General features: G+C 37.4%; 8 protein-coding genes, 1 tRNA gene and 2 pseudogenes. 5 read left to right on the top strand and 6 right to left on the bottom strand.

Going from position 1 to position 21740, the window contains the following annotated elements:
* The 4 genes and pseudogenes from MCY_RS06305 to MCY_RS06290 all read right to left on the bottom strand — a co-directional run.
* Positions 1-2009, bottom strand: a pseudogene (locus MCY_RS06305) (autotransporter outer membrane beta-barrel domain-containing protein); the annotation flags it as partial.
* Between the two features lie 428 nt (positions 2010-2437).
* Positions 2438-5368, bottom strand: a complete 2931-nt coding sequence (locus MCY_RS06300; RefSeq protein WP_007347538.1) for an autotransporter outer membrane beta-barrel domain-containing protein — start codon at positions 5366-5368, stop codon at positions 2438-2440.
* 1083 nt (positions 5369-6451) lie between these two features.
* On the bottom strand, positions 6452-9610 hold the full coding sequence (locus MCY_RS06295) for an autotransporter outer membrane beta-barrel domain-containing protein (RefSeq protein WP_007347537.1): 3159 nt from the start codon (positions 9608-9610) through the stop codon (positions 6452-6454).
* A gap of 677 nt (positions 9611-10287) precedes the next feature.
* A complete protein-coding gene (locus MCY_RS06290; RefSeq protein ID WP_007347536.1) occupies positions 10288-16440 on the bottom strand; it encodes an autotransporter outer membrane beta-barrel domain-containing protein in 6153 nt (2050 codons plus the stop codon).
* Positions 16441-16639: 199 nt separating this feature from the next.
* On the opposite strand from MCY_RS06290, the gene MCY_RS06285 reads away from it, so the two are divergent.
* The 5 genes from MCY_RS06285 (at position 16640) to MCY_RS06265 (ending at position 20485) form a co-directional block, all read left to right on the top strand.
* Complete coding sequence (locus MCY_RS06285) at positions 16640-17590, top strand: siderophore ABC transporter substrate-binding protein (protein WP_007347535.1); 951 nt, start codon at positions 16640-16642, stop codon at positions 17588-17590.
* A gap of 105 nt (positions 17591-17695) precedes the next feature.
* A complete protein-coding gene (locus MCY_RS06280) occupies positions 17696-18652 on the top strand; it encodes an ABC transporter permease (RefSeq protein ID WP_007347534.1) in 957 nt (318 codons plus the stop codon).
* Positions 18645-19595: an iron chelate uptake ABC transporter family permease subunit gene (locus MCY_RS06275; protein ID WP_007347533.1), complete on the top strand. Its 951-nt coding sequence runs from the start codon at positions 18645-18647 to the stop codon at positions 19593-19595. The genes MCY_RS06280 and MCY_RS06275 overlap by 8 nt, the downstream gene beginning before the upstream one ends.
* Positions 19592-20350 carry an iron ABC transporter ATP-binding protein gene (locus tag MCY_RS06270; RefSeq protein WP_007347532.1) on the top strand — a complete coding sequence of 253 codons (759 nt, stop codon included), beginning with the start codon at positions 19592-19594 and terminating at the stop codon, positions 20348-20350. Before MCY_RS06275 ends, MCY_RS06270 begins: the two co-directional genes overlap by 4 nt.
* Before the next feature lie 64 nt (positions 20351-20414).
* A tRNA-Gln gene (locus tag MCY_RS06265) sits at positions 20415-20485 on the top strand.
* 196 nt (positions 20486-20681) lie between these two features.
* Here the strand turns inward: MCY_RS06265 and MCY_RS06260 are convergent.
* Both MCY_RS06260 and MCY_RS10070 read right to left on the bottom strand, forming a co-directional pair.
* Complete coding sequence (locus MCY_RS06260; RefSeq protein WP_007347531.1) at positions 20682-21500, bottom strand: DNA adenine methylase; 819 nt, start codon at positions 21498-21500, stop codon at positions 20682-20684.
* A 144-nt stretch (positions 21501-21644) separates the two neighbouring features.
* Positions 21645-21740, bottom strand: a pseudogene (locus MCY_RS10070) (phage late control D family protein); the annotation flags it as partial.

Genomic DNA, 21740 nt, shown 5'->3' with positions numbered 1-21740 from the left:
CCAGACGCAGGCCGCGATACAGAAGGAGGAGGAGAAACAAGAGGAGGATGTTGAACCTCAAGCACAGAAATATCAGGAGTATTAGGTGGTGTAACAATAAAAGAGGAATCCCTATCAGAAGAAGCTACAGGTGAAGAAAGACTTGGTTCCTGAGGTTTTGGCTTAGTGTTAGAATCGATAGCATCAACCTCACTTCCAGTAACACTAGGATGAATTTTAGGAAAAGAAGAAACATCATCATTAGTAGAAGCGACATCAAGAACAGGAAAAATTTCAGTGATATCAAAAGAGGCAGAATCAACAAGTTTACTTTCGAGACGAAAATCCCAAAATTTTCCCGTGTTTTTAAGCACTCTTTGATTGGAATCTGCTGCACCTAAAGTAGAGCTTGGACCATAACTCTTAAGATGATACTGATAGGGAGAATCTTCAAGTGTGACATAACCGCCTTTTAACTGAAAAGAATCTTGAGCAGCTTGTCCATAAACCTGAATAATGGAAATCCCCTGATTATTACCGCCATCTCCTGTAAAGGCCCCTGGGCTTCCAGAAACCTTATACACGTGGACTGTTGTTTGTCCCAAAACATCACCATTGATTAAAAGTCGATCAGTTTTTTGCTCTTGCAGATTTCCCCCTTTATCGAAATATGTATTAAGATAAAGATATGCATTATCTTTTGCATGATAGACAGTCCCTGATCCTTTTCCGATAAGAAGTGTCTGATAACCATCTGTTGTATTGGATTTTAGTTCTTTAAAAATAAGAGAACTATCTATCAGCTTGAGCGATGAAATAAAGGAATAATCCCCTAACTGCGAACCAGAAACATCAGAATTTTTCAATTTTCCATATTTTGGTTGCGATAAAATCCATTTTGAGCCATTTTTTAACTCTACATTGGCAGTAGAATTTTTGTCAACATGAGCGCCACCTACAAGGATAGAGGTATTAGCTTCAATTTTTACATTAGAGTGTTCAACAGCTTTCAGTAATGAATCTCCAGAGAGTGTCGAGTGTTGTGAGAGTTTAACAGAGCTTTCGAATTCGTGGCTATAAATAGCTGTACTTTCTGGAACCGTAAAAGTTGTCTTGGTCAAATGAATTGCCCCTTTTCCAGGTATAATTGTTTTTGTCTCATCAAAAACAGCTTCCCAAAAAAAACGCATACCATAAGATGCGTTGCCTCTCACAAAAACATTGGAATATTTTATATGGGCAGTATTATTATCGTTCCCCTGCACTACAATGCCATGAACATCATTAACCTTAACGTTTCCCTTCTGGAAATCAAGAGCACCTTTCCCCTGAAGCATACTAAAAGCAGAACCGTCACGATGATTATCAGTATTTTTTATTCGTTTCCCCTTCCCTGTAATAGAAACCTCCTCTAAATTAATTTCTCCACCTCCTCCTGTTTGAACTCCAATACCATCGGTAAAGTCAATTTTTCCTCCTTTCATATAAATTTTTGCACTATTATGACTCAAAAGGCCTATCGCATCAGCATGTGTCTTAATCTCTGTCTTGGTCAAAGAAACAAATGACTTTTCACCAGCAACACTGATCCCCATTCTGGTTGCTTTAATCACCCCATCCTGTATCTCAAAAGCTCCCTCATCATTAACATCAGCCCCTATCGACACTTCATTTAGCATTGAATTAAATAGAGCAACACCTCCCCCATTTGAGGCTTTGACACCTGTCGTCCAAGCGTTTTTTTCTGAATAGCCATTTGTATTCGCAACACTGTTAATGATTATAACATCTCCCTCAATGAGTGTATTTTCCCCTGACGCCTCTATAGCTGCATCAGAACTTTCACCCATGAGTTTATAAGTTTTCCTAGAAATTTCATGCGTTTCACCATCACTACAGTAGTAAAATGAAGCACTTTCATCACATGAATATTGCTTCTTCCCTGAAGGGTCATCACCTGCATCAGCATTGTGTGCAAAGAAAAAAATAACCGTTGTAAAACGACATAAAGAGAGATAATTTTTAAACATAATTTTCTACAAACCTTCTTCCCCTTCTCTAAAAACAAAAAACACGCATTTTGTTTAATAATTTTGGTTACGTGCAATATATAAAATACATTTTGTATTCTATATATCCGCCAGATGCTTTCTGTAAAGTCATAATCCCCAAAATAACAATTTAAAATTGTATTATTTATAAATACACGCAAATATATGTAAAAATAACAGACACCCCCCTCAAACAATAATCTCAAAAGAACTTATAAATTTGGAAAAACAGTATAAAAAAATAAAAACTTCACCATCAAAGACCTTATCTGGTTTCTAAAAAAACAAACTTGCTCACACAAAAAACATTCTTTTAAAAAGCTTATTTTCAAAGTGGCAAACAAAACAATAAAAAGCCACAAGCTATGCTTGTGGCTTTTTTTAAATTAATTCCAAAAGCGATCATACTAAAAACGATAGCGCAATCCACCAGAAAAACTGATCCCCGAAAAACCACCTTTACTCAATTTATGCTGATACATCAAATCACCATGAAGCGTGAAATGTTGAGATAAGTGAGCATTAAGACCTAATCCAGCCTCCAGAGAAGAACCAAAATTTCCTAACTGGAAAGAATCTTTAAAGCGCACAGATCTTTCCTTACCAAAATCATGAGCAAAATGAATCTTACCATAGAAAGAAACATCACGATCCATTTCGGAGGCAGAAAGAGTCTTCATCAAACGACCACCAATACGCACCATCCATTGACCAAGTTTATCCATCTCAATATCAAAATTATCAATATCACGAGCTTTATTAAACTGAAGATATTGATAAACAACCTGAACCTGTGGATCAAACACAACTCCTTTATAGCCTATTGCAAACGTCTTACCACTCGTGAAAGAACCACTAAACTGTTTACCCTTTAATGCCACAACTTTACCTCGTGCAAGTGTTAAAACATCTCCCTTAAAAAGACCATAGGATAAAAGACCATCGACATAGAATCCTACATCATGCTGCAAGCTACCATATATTGTAGCAGTCCATTTATCAAATGTACTTTTTTGGCTTTGTTCAACATCTAAAGGTTGCAGAGAAAGCTTTCCATAAGACCCCATAATTCCAAAGGATACAGCACTATCAACATTTTCAACTTTTTGTAATAAAATACCTGCCTCTACGGCATAGTACCCTAGATCTCCTCCATAACCATATTCAAGTGCCGATAAATCTGAAGCATAATGATAACTTCCACCATAACCACGCAAAAATGAAGCAGGCTTTTCACGAATTTCCAACACTCCACTAGAATTAGCCCGAAGTATCTCCAACTGCTTGTTTTGATTGCTGATATCCATCAAACCAGCATGGAACAAACTATTTGGCAACAATAGATAAGTTGGGACCTGAGGAACAACAGACCTCACACCTTGTTCAAATGAGAGAACATCTTCAATATCAGAAAGAGCATCCTCAGAAGACACCGGAACAACATCCGCAGAAGATACCGGAATAGCATCCGCAGAAGATACCGGAATAGCATCCGCAGAAGACACCGGAATAGCATTCACAGAAAATGTTGGAACAGCATACAAAGAAAACGTCGGAACAGCATCAGTAGAAGATTCTGAAACAATATCTCCGGAAGATGCTGGAATGACATCCACAATAGAAACATGTGCAGGAGATGTACGTTCAGAAACCGTAGACGTATGGCTATAATCAGCAGACGTTTGAACATATTCATTTTCTAAACGAAAATTCCAAAATTCTCCTCCGTTCTGAACAAATTTCTGTTTAACATGCTCATTCTCTCCCGTAGCATTTGGACTATAAGAACGAAGAACATATTTATAAGGTGTACCATTTAATGCAACATACTGCCCATTCAATTGAAAAGAGTCATGCGATGCATTTCCATAAACTTGAATAATGGAAACGCTATGTGCTTTGTTGTTTTTCTCTTTTAAACCGCCCGCAATCCCTTGTATATTAACTATAGTTTTTCCCTTAACATCACCATGAATAAGGAGCCGATCAGTTACTTGATTATTACTTGTCTCATTAGGATTTAAATGTGCATTCAAATGAACCCAAGCATTCCTAAAAGCCTGATAAACAATACCTTTTCCTTCTCCAATATAAAGTGTTTGATATGCATAAGCAGTGCTGGATTTGGGTTTTTCAAAGGCAATAGAACTATCAGAGAGACTGACTGATGAAATAAATGAAACACCTCTATAATTAGGATCTTGTAAATTTTTATGTCTTGGTTGCAATAAAGCCCATTGTGAATTATTTTTTAAGATAAGTTCAACTGTAGAACTGTTATCAACCTGAGTTTGACCACCAAGTGCAGAAGCATCAGCAACAATCTTCATAGAAGAGTTATTATCAGCCTTCAGCAACAAATCTCCAAAAAGTTTTGCTTCTTTTAAAAGTATGTTAGACTTCTTGGATTTACTGCTATAGAGAGCTATACTATCTGGAACTATAAAATGCGTCTTTTTCAAATCAACACGCGATAATTTTTCATTTGACGAATTATCCGATACTGCCTCACCTTCAAAGCGCATACCATAAAATGCATTACCTTTCACTGTAATTTGGGAATCTTCAATACTAATCTGAGAACCTTGATTTCCCTGCAATAAAAGCCCATGAGCATCAGCCACCTCAACAGAACCTTTCATAAACTGAACGTAACCATCTTTAGAGATATGAAAAGCAGCATGATCACTCTGGTGAGCTGTATCCAACCCTTGTCCTGCTTTGCCGTTTCCCCCCTTATCGCTAAGAGAGACACCCTCTAAAATAACATACCCTTTTTCTCCTGCTTTAACCCCAACCTCACCGAAACTAACTTGTGTATTCGTTAAATAAACTGTGCTTTGAGTTTTTTCTTCTGCCAAAGCCCCTACTTTGAGTGCATCAATTGATCCACCAGACATTTTGATAAACCCGCCTTGCGCCTCCACCCCCACTAAAACCCCCTGCAACGTGGAAGCGGTCAGTGAGACTCCCGCCTTTTCTGACACTTTTACTCCATGTTTCCAAAAGTTTTTTTCTAAATTTTCCTTTTCATCCAAAGTGCTCTTAACAGTTATATTCTGGCCACTAATAGCCGTCTTTGCTTTAGATGCCTCTATGGCTCCATGATCACCATTAATATTTTTATACGTTAGCGAATAATCTTTATTACTAATCGTGTGCTCAGCACCATCACTACACTGATAAAATGCTGCGTTCTGATCACATGAAACCTTCTGTGCTTCGGAAAGAACTTGAGATTTAGCATTGTGTGCAAAAACATCAACATTGTGTGTAGAAAAAAGAAGTGCTGTTGTAAGAGTATATAAGGAGAAACGATTTTTTAAGAGACTTACCATAATTCCACCATAACCCCCCCCTTACCAAAAATACAAAACAAATTAAAATGCTTAACTAAAAGAAAAATTTAATATGTTTTAGTTTAAAAATATCAGACTAATTAATGCTTTTTGTATTTTATGTAAATGTGAAATTAAAAAATTATTAAAAAACACAATCTAAATCTGTTATTTTTACAAAAAAGTTGTAAAATATAACTGAAAAGCAAAAGAAAAATCATCTTTAAAGTTGTTTTTGCATAACAAGTTTAATAGGTTCACATGTATTAAAATTGCCTAATTTAATCGCTACCCAATCAATATTCAGAGCGCGTATAGTCGCATTGAGAATAAACATCATAATTGAAATAATATGCACTCTATTATTAATTTATAATGATAATTTATCGTCATACATATTGAATTAGAATCTTGAATGCCATAGGATTCTCTTATTTCCAATCTATTTATTTTCAATCAATCAAAACCATTCGTTTGCACATTACAAGCAAGATGCGGGTGTGAATAAAAACACAAGAAGAAAGAACGTAAAATGCCTCTTATGAACGCTCTCAAATACCAAGGGTTGTCAGAACTGGCAAAGGGTGTGGTTGTGCTTGCTTACTCCTTTATTAAGCATAAAGATAGGAATTAAAAATGGATACAACGCTCATTAAGTTTAATAAAATAGAATAGTATTCTTTTTGCTAACTTCATATTGTAACCCCTCTTCTCTTAACACAATTCATAAAAGTATACTAACTCATTTCTCAAACAATTTTTTATCCATCTGCCAATCCACCTTGTGGTATGCAAATGAATGATTTTTATAGATTTATATTAAGAGTATTGAAAATATTTTTACGAAACAGCATATTATAAATAATATAAAAAATCATTATGAAATACGTATTTTTTTACAACGATAACGTACACGCTCACTAAACTTCTCAAGAAAAACGAAAGAAATCCAGCCAGAACATATCTTAAAGCTATGCAAAATCACTCTCTGTAAAAATGCTATAACAATAAAACAAATAAAGGATGAAAAAACCACAAGCATAACTTGTGGCTTTTTCAAAGATTAATCAAACAAAGACAACACTAGAAATGATAACGCAATCCACCAGAGAAACTCGTTCCAGAAAAACCAGCTTTCGTTAGTTTATGCTGATAAACCAAATCACCGTGAAGCGCAAAGTTTTGAGACAATTGGGCATTAAAACCTAATCCTGTTTCTAATGAGGAACCAAAAGCGCCTAGCTGAAAAGCATCTTTAAAATGGACAAATCGTTCCCCTCCAAAACCATGAGCAAGATTAAGCTTGCCATAGATAGAAACCACCCGCGCCTCATCAGGTGTAACCAATATCTTTGTTAAACGTCCCCCAACACGCCCTATCCACTGATGAATCTTTCCAAGCTCAATATCAAAACCGTCCACATCACGCACTTTATTAAATTGAAGATATTGATAAACAACCTGAACTTGTGGATCAAAAACAAAACCGTCATCTCCTACCATAAGTGTCTTACCAGCAATCAATGAAGCACTTAAAGGATTTCCCTTTAATGTTGCCGTCTTACCCCGTGCCGTTGTCAGAACATCCCCCTTAAAAAATCCATAAGACACAAGACCATCAACATAAAAACCAGCATCATGCTGCATACCACCGTATGCCGCAACTGACCATTTATCAAATGTACTTTTTTGGCTCTGTTCAACATTCAAAGGTTGCAAAGAAAATTTCTCGTAAGATCCTATAACTCCAAAAGAAGCAGTACCATACATATTTTCAATTGCTTGTAGCAACACCCCTGCCTCTACAGCATTATAAAAAAGCTCGCCACCATAACCATATTCAAGCGCGGAAAGATTTGAAATATAACGATGATTGCCACCATAACCATTCACAAAAAAGAGAGGTTTTTCACGATTTTCTAACAATCCCCTAGAAGCAATGCGCAAAGACTCTAACCGCTTATTTTGATTGCCAACATTCATCAAACTCACCTGAAGTAAAACATTGGGCAAAAGGAGATAAGTCGGAACCTGCGGAACAACAGCCTTAACACCTGGCTTCGGACGAGGATGAGGCTCCGGAGCTGGTCCTGGAGAAGGTGTCGGCCCAGGAGGAGGCGTCGGACTAGGATCTGGCTCAGGTCTAGCATCAGAATCTATAAATTGACTTTCAAGACGGAAATCCCAAAACTCTCCGTTCCCTGCAACTAATCTTTGATTCTCGTTTGCTTGTCCTAAAAGAGATATTGGACCATAACCATAAAGCTTATACTGATAAGGTAATCCATCTAACGCTACATAACCACCTTCCAACTGAAAAGAATCTTGTTTTGCTTTTCCGGAAACCTGAATAACTGAAATCCCTTGACTATTTCCCCCACTTCCCGTGTATCCTCCTGAACTTCCTGAAACAGCACGCACACGGACTGTTGTTTTTCCTTCAACATCACCATAAATTAAAACACGATCACTCTTTTGATTATTAAGATCTCCCCCCTTATTCAAATATGTATTAAGAAAAATAGAAGCACCATCCCGTGCTTTATAAACGACACCCTTTCCATTTCCAATACGAAGGGTCTGATAATCATCCATAGAAGAAGATTCGTGCCTTTTAAAATTAATAGAGCTATTACCCATAAGACTCACGACCGAAATAGAAGAATCATGTACAACTTTATGTCGCTCTTTTGGCAACTGTTGTTGTAGAGTCCATGTAGAGTGACCTCCCAAATAAAGTTCGGCATTAGAATCTCCATCAACATAAGCATGCCCCTCAAGAGTAGAATCATCAGCCAAAACGATCACAGATGCGCCTTTCTCAGCTTTTAGTAAAAAATTCTCTGAACGAAGTGTACTTTTTGATAAACTCACCGCACCAGAAATAACGTTTTTACCATAAAGAGCCACATCATCTAGAACAGAAAATTCTGTTGCATCCAAATTAACAACTTCTAATCGAGCTGGAGCTCTGTCTCCCCCTAATGAAATATCCTCTTTTTTATCCCTATCTGCACTCCATGGCTTCTCTCCCTTAAAATAGATACCATAAGCTCCCTCACCCTTTACTGTAACAAAAGAAGACTTAAGATCAATCTCAGTAGCATAAAAGCTATTCGATAAATCTTCAATTTCATCTTCAGTTTTCGCTTCTACTTCAGGTCGTTCTGGTACACCATTAAAAGACTTGACTGAATTTTCTAATAATATACCATGTGTATTCTCAGCATAAATAGTTCCCCCTTTAAACTTAACAGAACCGGCTTCATCCATTAAAAAAACCGCATGATCTTTATCCTTTTCCCCCTTTCCAATAACCTTAACACCATCAAGAAAAACCTTCCCCCCTAACATTGCAGAAATCCCATGACTGTTCATAAAGTTAACCTCGCCACTTTCCATCCCAATCTCTGCCCCACTATAACTGGAAAGGCTTGTCTTCCCATTCTGCGTATTAACCTTTGTACCCTCTAAAATGACCAATGAATTCCCCACAGCTTCAACAGCTCTATTACTCTCCTCTATAATTCCCTGCTTGACTTGAATTATTCCATCTTTAGCAAAAAGAGCTAACTTTGTATTTTTAAGCGTTGGTTTTATCAAAACAATCTTTCCATCATCTGATACAGCCACCCCACGCAAAAAAGATTTATCAGCAACTTCACTGCTAACAGTTACATTCTCTCCACTAACCCTAGTTCCTATCCGCTTCACCGTTATAGCAGTAGGATCTTCAGGATAGCTGGAAACGTTCTCTTTCGTAATTGTATAAGATTTATTATCAATTTTAGGATCCTTTCCAGAATCCATCCCGCAATTATCACATACATAATACAACCCACTATTATAGTAATAAAACGCAGGATCCACACCTCTTCCATCAGAGTCCTTATTTATAACTTTATCGTTCTCCCCAGCCAATCCGCTAAGCACACGATAGTCACTCCCCCCACGAATACCCTCATCGTCATTGTCAATATCGATATGATGAGGAAGATAACCCTTCCCCCCAGTCTCTCCTTTAAGAGGAAGCTTATGCCTATTATTTCCGCTAAGATGACTTCCATTAAGATAATGGTGAGAAGAAGTCACATAACTGCCATTGATCGGCTTAACAGTTATAATATAAGGTTTACCTTTATCCTCTGTAACGGCATAAACTTCTCTTCCAGTTTGGAGCAAAGAAAGGATAGCTGTTGTACAAGCACATAAACATACATGATTTCTAAACACTTTAATCATAGTTCCCTCGAAACTTTCCTTCCCCTCTCATTAAAAATAAAAGCACTTGCAACAGATCCCTCTGTGCCCCTCAAAATACGAAAGGTGTAACAAAAAGGACATGCCTCATGCTCATTGAACCGTGCAATGAATTATCTCAATAAATTTGGCAGAAGCTCTACGCATAAAACTCTTTATAAGAGAATAATTACAAAACACACTTTATGAGTGTATAATGCATTCTGTATTTAGTGTAAAGAAAAAATAAAACCAGTGCGTGTAATTAATTAAAGATACAATTTATCCTTGTTAATCTTAAAAATTGATCCACAAAGATATGAATAAAAAAAATGATTAAAATCAATGAAGAATAAACTCTATAAAATGAGCTTTAGAAAGCATCAAATATTTATATTAGATAAGATCAATACGATCCCCAAAAGGATCATATAAAGCCTTTTTTGACTCATGCATTCTTAAAAATCCCATTAAAATGAGTCACTCTACCGCTTCATCAAGAGCAAAAGTTTTTAAGAAAACTCGCTTTATCGTAGAAAAAAGTTTTCATGCATAAACTAAACTATGTTTTTTGTTCATATGAATAAGCCGAAAATCTTTTTAAGAACAACACAAGTTTTTATAAAGAAAAAAGGCAGCACATTGTGCTGCCTTCTAAAAAGTACATACTGTACCTTATACTAAAACTGATAACGAACCCCTCCGGAAAAACTTGCTCCAGAAAAACCAGCCTTATTAAGCTTATGCTGATAAAGCACATCAGCATGCAGAGAGAACTGTGAAAACAATTTGGCATTAAAACCTAATCCAGCCTCTAGAGAAGAACCAAACGCACCCAATTGGAAATCATCCTTGAAGTTCACAGATTGTTTTTCTCCAAAACCATGAGCAAGATAAAGCTTACCATAGAAAGCAACAGCATTCATTCCTTCAGAGCCTGTAGGAGTCTTGGTTAAGCGTCCACCAACACGTGCCACCCATTGGTTAAGTTTACCCATTTCAATATCGAAATTGTCAATATCACGAGCCTTATTAAACTGGAGATGTTGATAGACAACCTGAACCTGCGGATCAAAGACAAAACCCTTATATCCTGTAGCAATTGTCTGACCACCAGATAAGGAAACACTCAAAGGATTACCTTTCAATGTTGCAGTCTTACCTCGTGCAAGGGTGAGAACATCCCCTTTGAACAGACCATAGGATAAAAGACCATCGACATAGAAGCCAGTATTATGCTGCAGGCTGCTATATACTGTAGCAGTCCATTTATCCAATGCACTTTTCTGACTTTGCTCAACTTCCAAAGGCTGCAGAGAAAGCTTTCCATAAGTTCCCATCATACCAAAGGACATAGCACTGTCAGCAGTTTCAATAGATTGCAGCAGAACACCTGCCTCTACACCACGATAGTCAAGATCGCCACCATAACCATATTCAAGTGCAGATAAATCTGAAGCATAACGGTAACTTCCACCATAGCCGCGCAAGTACAAAGCAGGATTCTCACGCACATCTACCATCCCAGTAGAAGTAGTCCGCAATGTTTCCAATTGCTTGTTTTGATTGTTAATATCCATCAAACTAGCATGAAATACGCTATTCGGTAAGATAAGATAAGTTGGCACCTGTGGAACAACAGACTTTACAAATTGCTCAGAAAAAGCAGTAGATCCAGCAGTCTTAACATACTGATTCTCTAAACGGAAATTCCAAAACTCTCCACCATTCTTAACAAACTTCTGCTGAACATGCTCCTGTTTCAAAGTCGCTTCTGGACCATAAGCACGAAGAGTATATTTGTAAGGTGAGTTTCTCAGTGCAACATAATTGCCATCAAGTTGGAAAGAATCTCTCTTCGCTTGACCATAGACCTGAATAACTGAAACACTGTGAGCAATCTTAGCATTCGCTTTCCCTTCTCCTACATTGCCCGCATCACCTCGCACATGTATTTTTGTTTTCCCAGAAACATTACCATGAATAACAAGCCGATCTGTCACTTGCTGTTCACCCGGATCATTAGGATTCAAACGTGCACTGATACGAATTAAAGAATCCCCCTGCGCCTCATAAACCGTACCTTTCCCATTTCCAATATGGAGAGTCTGATATTTTCCTTTAGTTTCCGAAGGAGCAAAATCAATAGTACTATTTACAAGACTCACAGCAGAAACACACGAATCTACGCATCCTGAATTTGAAATACCCAAATTATTTTGCAGACCTCTTTTTAGAATCCACTCAGATTTATTAGTCAGATCTAACCTTGCATAAGAACTTTTATCAAGGAGAGCATTACCTTTAACGATAGAATTATTAATCGAAACCAGTATATGAGAGCTATTCTCAGCTTTCAATAACAAATCACCAGCAAGAGTCGTTTTATTTTCTAATGAAATACGACCACCAGAGTTATTACCATAGATAGCTATACCTTTTGCAACTTCAAAGTCAGTCGTCTTCAATGAAATTGCCCCTGTTATACCTATAGGTGTTCTCTCCTGTTTTACAACATCCCGCTTAACAACGCTTAGATTTTGTTTAGTCCCTTCTTTCTGTGTTAACCCATCAAAATATATACCATAGGTTCCATCACCTTCCACTTTAACAGTAGAAGACTCAATATTTGCGCGATTCATAGTAGAGCGAACCTCTGGAGATCTCTTTCTTCTCAAAGAACTTACTTCAACTCCATCATCACTCTTCACAATCCATAAAGCATGAGCATCCGTCACAACACTGCCATTCTTAAAATCAATAGAACCATTATCACTCAACAGAAACGCTGCACGCTCTAAATTTTCTACGGAATCCAACTTATTCTGCACTTTTTTTGCAAGAATACTCACCTTGTCTAACTTAACGCTACCCCCTGATTCTGACCTAACTGCCACTCCCCTCTCAATAGCAATATCCCCAGAGTCCATGGTTATTTCACCAGCCTTACTTGCTAGACCAGCTGCAGCAAAATCTCCCATCACATTAATTTTCGTACCCTTTAAATTAACAGATGACTCAGAACCGCCCAAAACACCCACATAATGAGCATTGACTGTTCCATTATTCATTTTAATCTTTCCACCATTTTTAGCTTCAAGACCAATTATAGAAGATTGAATTATTGAGTTTTTATCCAAAACAACTTCTGCTTTTTCTTCTGCAAGCACAGCACTTAAAGCCGGTGATTTAGTAAAATCAACATCATTTTTAGAAGCCTCCACACCAATGATGGTAGCACTCTCTAGATTGATAACCGTATTCTGATTTTTTGCATGCATAGGGTGCTGAGTTTTACCCGTTACCTTCAGTGTAAGATCTTTCATTGTATATGATTTTCCATCACTGCACGAATAAGAACCTTGCAATTTATTCTCACCATTCTTCCTCGTCGTATCACTACACTGAGAAGAAATAGTTCCCTGAACATTATAAACAGACACAATAGGAGTAACCAGAGACCTTCCTAAGGAAGCTACAGACTGACCAGAAGAAATAGTTCCAAGCTCTTGCGTGGAAGTAAGCGATGAATTTACAGATACAGTAGACGAAGCTTCCCCATTTTCAAATGTCTTAGATAGAAGTAAACGCCCTGTAGCCTGAGCCTCTTTTGTCTTAGGCGTAGAATCCTTCTGCTTGGATACAGTAGAAGCAGCCTTAGAGCCTTCCGTTTTCTCAACAACAGTATCAACTGTTGTCTTAGGCGTAGAATCCTTCTGCTTGGATACAGTAGAAGCAACCTTAGAGCCTTCCGTTTTCTCAGCAACAGTATCAACTGTTGCATTTGTAGAAGAAGCAGAATTCTCTAAATTCTGCGTTTTTTCACTTGATTTAATAGAATTCCCAGTAAGAAGAACATTAGAATTGCTTGCATTAGGTTTTGCAAGTATAGGATCCCCCCCTGTATCAGATGTTGTAAGCGTAATGTTAGATTTTGCAGGTGTAGCACTCTCCGATTTAGAAGTTACAAGTGAAGAAGTAGGTTTATCTTCAGCAGGAGTACTACTTGTAGCAGAAACAGAACTTTCTACACTCTGTGTGCCTTTTCCTGAGCTAACAGGATCCTTAGAAGAAACAACATCTAACCTGGAAGACGAAGTGGATGTTCCAGTTTCAGACGTTGAAGTGTCCGGAGTTGAAGGAATTTCAGATAGAGAATTCACAGAATCACCATCATCAGATCTTCCAAGAGCAGAGCTCCCCAACTCAGAAGGCTGAGAAACAGAAGGCACAACAGTCGGAGTTAATTCATCTCCTTCCTCTACTACTATACCATATCCTTCGTCTACTTCTCCTACTATACTATATTCAGCGTTTTCATTTGAACCACTAAGAAGAACAATACTTAACTCGTTACCTTCCTCATCTGTCGTCTGTAATTCATCGTCTACAATCTCAAATCCTTTATAATCCTCAACACCTTCAATAGAACTATAATCATACCCTATAGCTTCCCCCTTTTCATTTAGGATCATCGTAGGACTAAGAGTAAATACATCCTTTGGAGAAGCCTTCAACAACTTATCAACAAACTCAGGATCTTTTTCTATAAGATCGTACGATATCGGATAAGTTGCATCAGAAGGCAGATATCTTCCTAAAAGTCTATCTGAGGCAGAAGGATAGTCATTATTATTTCCGCCAGCATTTTTAACTTTACCTTCTAAACGGAAATCCCAAATCTTTTCACTATTTACTAACCGTGCATCAAAATACTCCACTCCTGGAGCAACCACTGGACCATAAGCGCGAAGAATATACTGGTAAGGCGAACCATCCAGTGTAATATATTCACTTTCTAGCTTGAAAGAATCCTTGTTTGCGTCTCCATAAACCTGGATAAGTGAAATACTGGAAAATTTACTCTTGTTTTGCTGTTCAGCAACTTTAATCTGTTTTTTTTGTCTATTTACAGCATCATATACATGCTGATTATTCACATACACCGTAGTTTTTCCCTCAACATCACCATGAATCAAAAGTCTATCAGACATTTGCCTCTTATGAGCACCATCAGCTACTGGCACTACACTTACATTCATGTAAATCTTAGAATCTCCAAAGGCCGTATAAACTTTCCCTTGTCCTTTCCCAATACGAAGAGTTTTATAATCTTCCTTTCCATCCATGGGAGGCACAAATCCAATAGTACTACTTGTAAGATTAATAGATGAAATACACGAATCTACACAATTAGCACCTGGTGCTTTCCAACTGACCCGTTCATTTTCTTTCAGATACCATTTTGAATCTTTGCTTAGATAAAGTTTAACCTCAGAAGTTTCATCAATATCAGCCCCACCTCTAATATCAGAATCAGAAGCAAAAACTGATAGTGTAGAACCAGATCTAGCCCTTAATAATACCTTACTATCAATTTTTGACTTTTTATCTAAAACAACATGTGCTCTTGAGTTTTCTCCATAAATCCCTATACCATGTATAACATTGACTTCAGCTTTTTCCATATAAGCCAAATGCGTCACATCTCCTTTTCCTAACAGAGAATTTGCACCTCTTCTTTCGCTCTTACTTTCTGCTCTTTTGTCAAAATAGAAACCATAAGATTCTGACCCCATTAAATTAACGTTTCCGTCTTTCATATAAGCCTCAAATCTCCACCCCTCTACCTTACTCTGATTTCCTACAATTGAACTCAAAGTACTACTAACATTGCCAAAATAGTGATCATCTATTGGGTTATTACTAAGCGGAGCATTTACGCTCGAAAAATTTTCAGGCACAGCAGAAAATTTACCCTTTTCCACAAGCTTATTAAGCGTATACTGAGAAAACTTAGATGGCCTCTTGTTAATGTCGTTAATGTCGTTACTATAAGAGGAATTGCGGAACCACATAAAAACAGCATCAGTAGCGTTAAACTCTGATTTATCAAAAGCCACAAATCCATCCTGTAACAAGTGCCCAACACTGTTAGGACCTTTCTCCATTTCACCTGGATCGTCTTCAACTATCTCATTGCTTATCTCATCTAGCATTCTTGGAGGTATAGCAATATTAGAGCTTTCTAAAACAACAGCTCCCTTATTTTCTGCTATGACCCCTATCGCACCTTCTTGAGCACGCAGGTTTACCCCTTTCATTCTTACTCCGGCTCCAACACTCCTCACACCAGTTTCCGTAATACGAACAACTGTCCCATCCAATATAGCCATCCCTTCAGGAAAAAACATAACACCGTTACGAACATTGGTAATAGCCCCCTTCTTCATGAAAATTTTTCCACCAGTGCCACTTGTAAGCCCAACAGGAAAATTCTTAATTGTTGAATTGGATAATTCAGCCCGTGATAAATATCCTGCTTCGACAGCACTTCCACCATTTACTTCAAAAAAATTATCCAAATCTGTATCCTGCCGCAAAATATAACCATTTATACTAGCAGGAAGCGCATTATTCGTAATATTCACCTGTTCCAGCTTAATTGTTGTCCCTGCCATATTCAGACCAGCAAACACAGAACTACCATCTTCCTGCCGTTGAGGTCTAAAATTTATTTTGGGATACACTCCCACTGCAACATCATCAGCTTTAGTAGCCTGAATAGTGGCATATTTTATGGTATGCTTTTTCCCATCTATACAAAAAACCGGTGCATTATCTAATTTATAACTACTAGCGTTACACTTATAGGTCTGAATACCTCCTACATTAGGGAGCTGCATACCGTCTATAATTCTATTATCTACTGTAACTTTTTCCCTAACACCACCAGGATTATTTGCTACAGAAACATCTACACCTTGTAAAAAGAAAAGAGCGCTCGTTGTTAGTGCATACAAACTTGTACGCTTTTTAAATACATTGATCATATGTCAAAACTTTCTAAATAATGTTGCAAAAACACTAGAATTAAGTGAAAATACGGTAAGTGAACAATTTGTAACATATGTCAGTCAACTTTACAACATAGTGTTATTTATTGTCACATCATTTTGTGCATAAAAATGACTAAGTTAAGTTTTTAAGTGCGCAAAGTATTGTAATATCAGATAAAAGGATAAAATCACGATGATAAAATATATGAAATGGGTAACTGCTATTTTACTCGTTGCAATCAGCTTTGCAACGTTTTTATGGACACAAACGAGTATTGCAAATACGAGTGTTAAGACAAATATAATGATTAATCACGTTTCAGGCGAGACTTCTGTTCCTGCTTCTCCGCAAAAGGTTGTGGTATTCGATATTGCCTCGCTTGATAATATGAATCGCCTTGGTATCAAAGCGGTTGTTGGCATTCCTGAAGGAAAAAAACCCGCCTATCTGCAACAATTTGATGATGCAAAATATGAAAAAATTGGGACTCTTTTTGAACCAGATTATGAAAAAATTGCCACTCTTCAACCCGATTTAATTATTATTTCCTCCAGAACCCAAGCAAAATATAAAGATTTATCAAAAATCGCTCCAACAATTGATTTAACAATAAGTAATGAAAATTCTCTTGAAGATATTAAACGAAATGTATCTATCCTTGGAAAAATTTTTGGTAAAGAACAGGACGCTGAAAAAGAAATTGCAAAACTCGATGAAACTTTAACTGAAGTCCGTAAAAATACTCAAGAAAAAGGTACTGGGCTTATACTCATGACTTCTGGTGGAAAAATCAGTGCTTTGGGACCAAAATCACGTTTTGATATTTTTCATTCTGCTTTTGGAATTGCCCCTGCAACCGATAAACTTACCGTACAAAAACATGGACAACTTATTTCTCCTGAATTTATTCTTGAGACCAATCCTGATTGGTTGTTAGTGATTGATCGCGATGCAGCAATTGGACGGGAAGGACAATCCGCAGCACAATTGCTCAACAATGAGCTTATTCATCGTACAACAGCGAGCAAAAAAAACCAAATTATTTATTTGGACTCTTGGAGTTGGTATCGTGCAAGTGGTGGTATAACAGGAATCATTGAAACCGCACAACAGATCAATGAAGCCTTTACAAAAAGCAAATAAACACACGAAAGAACTTGCTTGCTATATAAATAAAATTTAAAAGCAGAGGTTGTTTCATAAACAGCTTCTGCTTTTTTCTTAAGTTTTGTTAGGAAATGATGTAACGTGAAAAATTACTGGATAACCATAACACTTCTCATTCTCCTGTCTATCTTCAGCATTTTTGTTGGTTATTCTGATGTTACCCCTGCTGACCTATTCGCAGCCGATTCCCATGCCTGGTTTATTTTTTGGCAAACACGTCTTCCTCGTACCATTGCAATCCTTTTAGTAGGTTCAGCACTTGCACTTTCAGGCATGATTATGCAATTCCTAACACGTAACCGTTTTGTAGAGCCATCAACTGCTGGAACCGTTGAATCTGCTTCTCTTGGCATTCTTTTTATTATGATTTTCCTACCTAATATTCCTGTTTTAGGAAAAATGATCGTTGCCACAATTTTTGCCATGACGGGAACTTTATTTTTTATGTTTTTACTGCGCCGCCTTCCTCTAAAATCTGCTCTCATTGTTCCCCTTACAGGAATTATGCTAAACTATATTATTGGCTCATTAACCAATGCCATTGCCGATTATGAAATGCTACTTCCTTCTCTTCAAGCCTACTTATTTGGTAGTTTTGCAATGATTCTTGAAGGAAAGTATGAACTTTTATGGTTAGCCTTTCCTCTCTGTATTCTTGCCTATTGTACAGCTGATCGCTTTACGGTTGCAAGCTTGGGAGAAGATTTAACCCATAACCTTGGGTTAAATTATCGTGTTGTCATGTTTTTTGGTCTTTTTATTGTTGCCTCAATTACCGCTGTTGTCGTCTGTACTGTCGGCCGTATTCCTTTTGTTGGATTGATTATTCCAAATATTATTTCAAGTTTTATGGGAGATAATATGCGCTATACCGCTCCTTGGGTAGCAATCAATGGTGCAGGATTAGTCTTAATTTGTGATCTTTTAGGGCGAATCATCCACCCTTCTTTTGAAGTTCCCATCAGTACCATGATGGGCGTGATCGGTAGTTTTATTTTTATGATCCTCCTTTTACGCTGGAGAAAACGTCTTGGATAGAAAGAAAAAAACAATATGTGTGCTAACAACGCTTATCATCATTGCATGGACTGTCGTTAGTCTTTACATGACATGGAATATCAACGTTTATACATGGACATTTCGTCTTACAAAGCTTATCTCTTTACTCCTTATTGCCTATACAATAAGCGTTTCTACGGTTTTATTTCAAACAATTGTTAACAATCGTCTTCTTACACCTTCACTTATGGGATTTGATCAACTTTATATTTTAATAAAGACTGTCCTGATATATTTTATTGGCTCTCTTTCTTTGCCCTTTTTGAATGAAGAAGGGCAGCTCGTTCTTGAAGCTCTCATTCTCATCCTTTTTTCAATAAGCCTTTTCCGTTGGCTCTTTTCAGGAAGCATACAAGGACTCCATTTAACACTCTTGATTGGTGTTATTTTAGGAGGCTTTTTTTTTAGTTTACGAATGTTTATGCAATTGCAACTCAATCCAGATCAAATGATGAATTTAACGGATATTATGTTTGCAAATTTTAATAAATTCAATACACCATTAATAAGCTTTGCCACACTCATTGTTTTCATTGTGAGTCTAATTGGATGGCGTGAACGCCATCTTCTTGATATTTTGGCTTTAGGCCGTGAAAATACTCTCAATCTTGGCGTTAACTACCACAAAAGTGCAACAGCTATTCTAATTTTTGTTTCTATTCTTGTTTCCGTTTCCACCGCGCTGGTAGGACCGGTTACCTTCTTTGGGCTGTTAGTTGCCAACCTTGCTTATGAAATTTCCCCGCAGGCAAAACATAGTGTTGCTATACCGATTGCGATATTATTAGCGATTATTTGTTTGGTAGGTGGACAATTTATTTTAGAACAAATTTTTCATATGGCAGGACGTTTAAGTTTTATCATTGAATTTTGTGGAGGTACAGTTTTCTTAATATTACTAATGAAGGGAAAATTAAAATGATTGAAATCAATCACCTTTCCAAAGCTTACGGAGCACGATTGATTATCGATAATTTATATCTTCATCTTCCCAAAGGAGGGATTATTTCTCTCATTGGCCCCAATGGTTCAGGAAAATCAACTCTTTTAATGCTAATAAGACGTCTTTTACCATACCACCAAGGGACAATTAACATTGACGGCTTTGATATTGATAAAATGCCTCATGATGTTTTGGCTCAAAAGCTCTCAATTTTACGTCAAGATAATCCTTTATCTTTCCGTTTAACCGTATACGACTTAGTGAGTTTTGGACGCTATCCTTACTCAAAAGGCTGGTATAATAAGGAAGATAAACAATTTATCGACAGTGCACTACGCTATCTCGGCTTACAGGATTTAAAAGACCGCTTCTTAGATGAGCTTTCTGGCGGTCAGCGCCAACGCGCTTTTATCGCCATGGTTATTTGTCAAGACACCGATTATCTTCTTTTAGATGAACCATTAAACAATCTGGATATGAAACATGCCATTTCTATGATGAAGCAGTTACGCCGCACTGCCGATGAACTGAAAAAAACCATTCTTATTGTTATGCACGATATTAATTTTGCCTCATCCTATTCAGATATGATTGTTGCATTGAAAAATGGGAAAGCAGCCTATTGTGGATCTCCCAAAGAAATTATGCAACCAGAAATTCTTAAAGACATTTATGATGTCGATATTCAAATCAAAACAATTAATGACATCCCTATCGCTCTTTATTATCGATAATCATAAAGATTTTTTGCGCTTGCGTGCACCGTAGAATCTGCTAAAAATGGTAAAGTTAAATTATTGGGGAATAGTTTAATGGTAGAACAGCGGACTCTGACTCCGTCAATCTTGGTTCGAATCCAAGTTCCCCAGTTGTAGCTTGTCACTGAGTTTTGCGTAATTTGACTGTAGCTTGTCTGTAGCTTGTCATCAGGTTTTGCACAATTTGACAGCATATTTTGCATCAATTTATTTTTTTTCGAAGGGTTTTTAAGGGGGTTTCAAAGGGTCTTCAAAGACCTTTCAAAGATCATTTAAAGACCCTTTTAAGACACTTTTTTCTTTTTTGCTAAAAATCACAATTTGAGATGATGAGCTCTTGAGCCGGAGTCGGCTTATTTGAACCACATGTATAAGATGTGGTGACCTCTTTTATCTTAAATTGGCTGAAGGTTTTCCGAACTTCTGGCACATCATTGAGAGACAGAAGAAACTTTCCCTTTAATTGTGCAAGCAGGGTGGACATCGTCTGATAATCTTCTCGCTTAAACAAATCCTTTCCATAGCAATCCTCAACACCCCAATACGGTGGATCAAGGTAAAACAAGGTGCTTGGCCGGTCATAGCGTCTGATAAACTCAAACCAATCTAAATGTTCAATGGTTACACCTGCTAAACGCCGATAAATGAGCTTTAATGAAGCTTCAAGTTTCAAACGATTAAACCGGGCACCACGATTAGGATCAACGCCAAACGTCTGCTTTACCACCTGCCCACCAAAACTCAACCGCTGCAGATATAAAAACCGCAAAGCACGCTCTAAATCCGTCAGCATCTTTGGATCTTGTGTGCGTAATCGTTCAAACACCTCACGGCTACTAATCTGGAACTCTAACAATTCTATAAAAGAGTGATAATGGCGTTGCAACACCCGAAAAAAATTCACCACATCACCTGAACGATCATTGATGACTTCATATAAGGGGATTAATTTTCTCCTAAAGAACACCCCACCCATTCCAACAAAAGGCTCAGCATAAGTGCGATGAGGGATGTTTTCCATGATGTTGATAATGGTCTTCGCCAACTTGATTTTGCCACCAACATAAGCAGCAGCTGGTTCTATAGGATCAACAGATTTTAATTTTTCTTTGTGAAGTATATCCATAATTTCTTAACATTCTTTCATCTATGTTAGCCGTCTTCTCATTGCTTTAAGTGAGAAGAAGTGGCTGCGATGTTAAGTTGAGTTGCATCGGACGGGTTTGTTGCTAAACTGTTCCCGTTGGCTGGGTGACCACCAGCCCAGCCTCTATTCTTTGTTTCTTTCCTTTCCCTTGTTTGGAGCTTTGAGGGTGATTTGTGTGATGTATCCGCTTTGTTTCTCATAACGATGCATGACGGTTGC

Origin of the sequence: Bartonella rattimassiliensis 15908 (genome assembly GCF_000278215.1) — a bacterium.
In the GTDB taxonomy this organism is placed as follows: Bacteria; Pseudomonadota; Alphaproteobacteria; order Rhizobiales; family Rhizobiaceae; genus Bartonella; species Bartonella rattimassiliensis.
The sequence above is the reverse complement of the archived record's forward strand: the minus strand, read 5'-3'. Positions and strand labels throughout refer to the sequence as shown.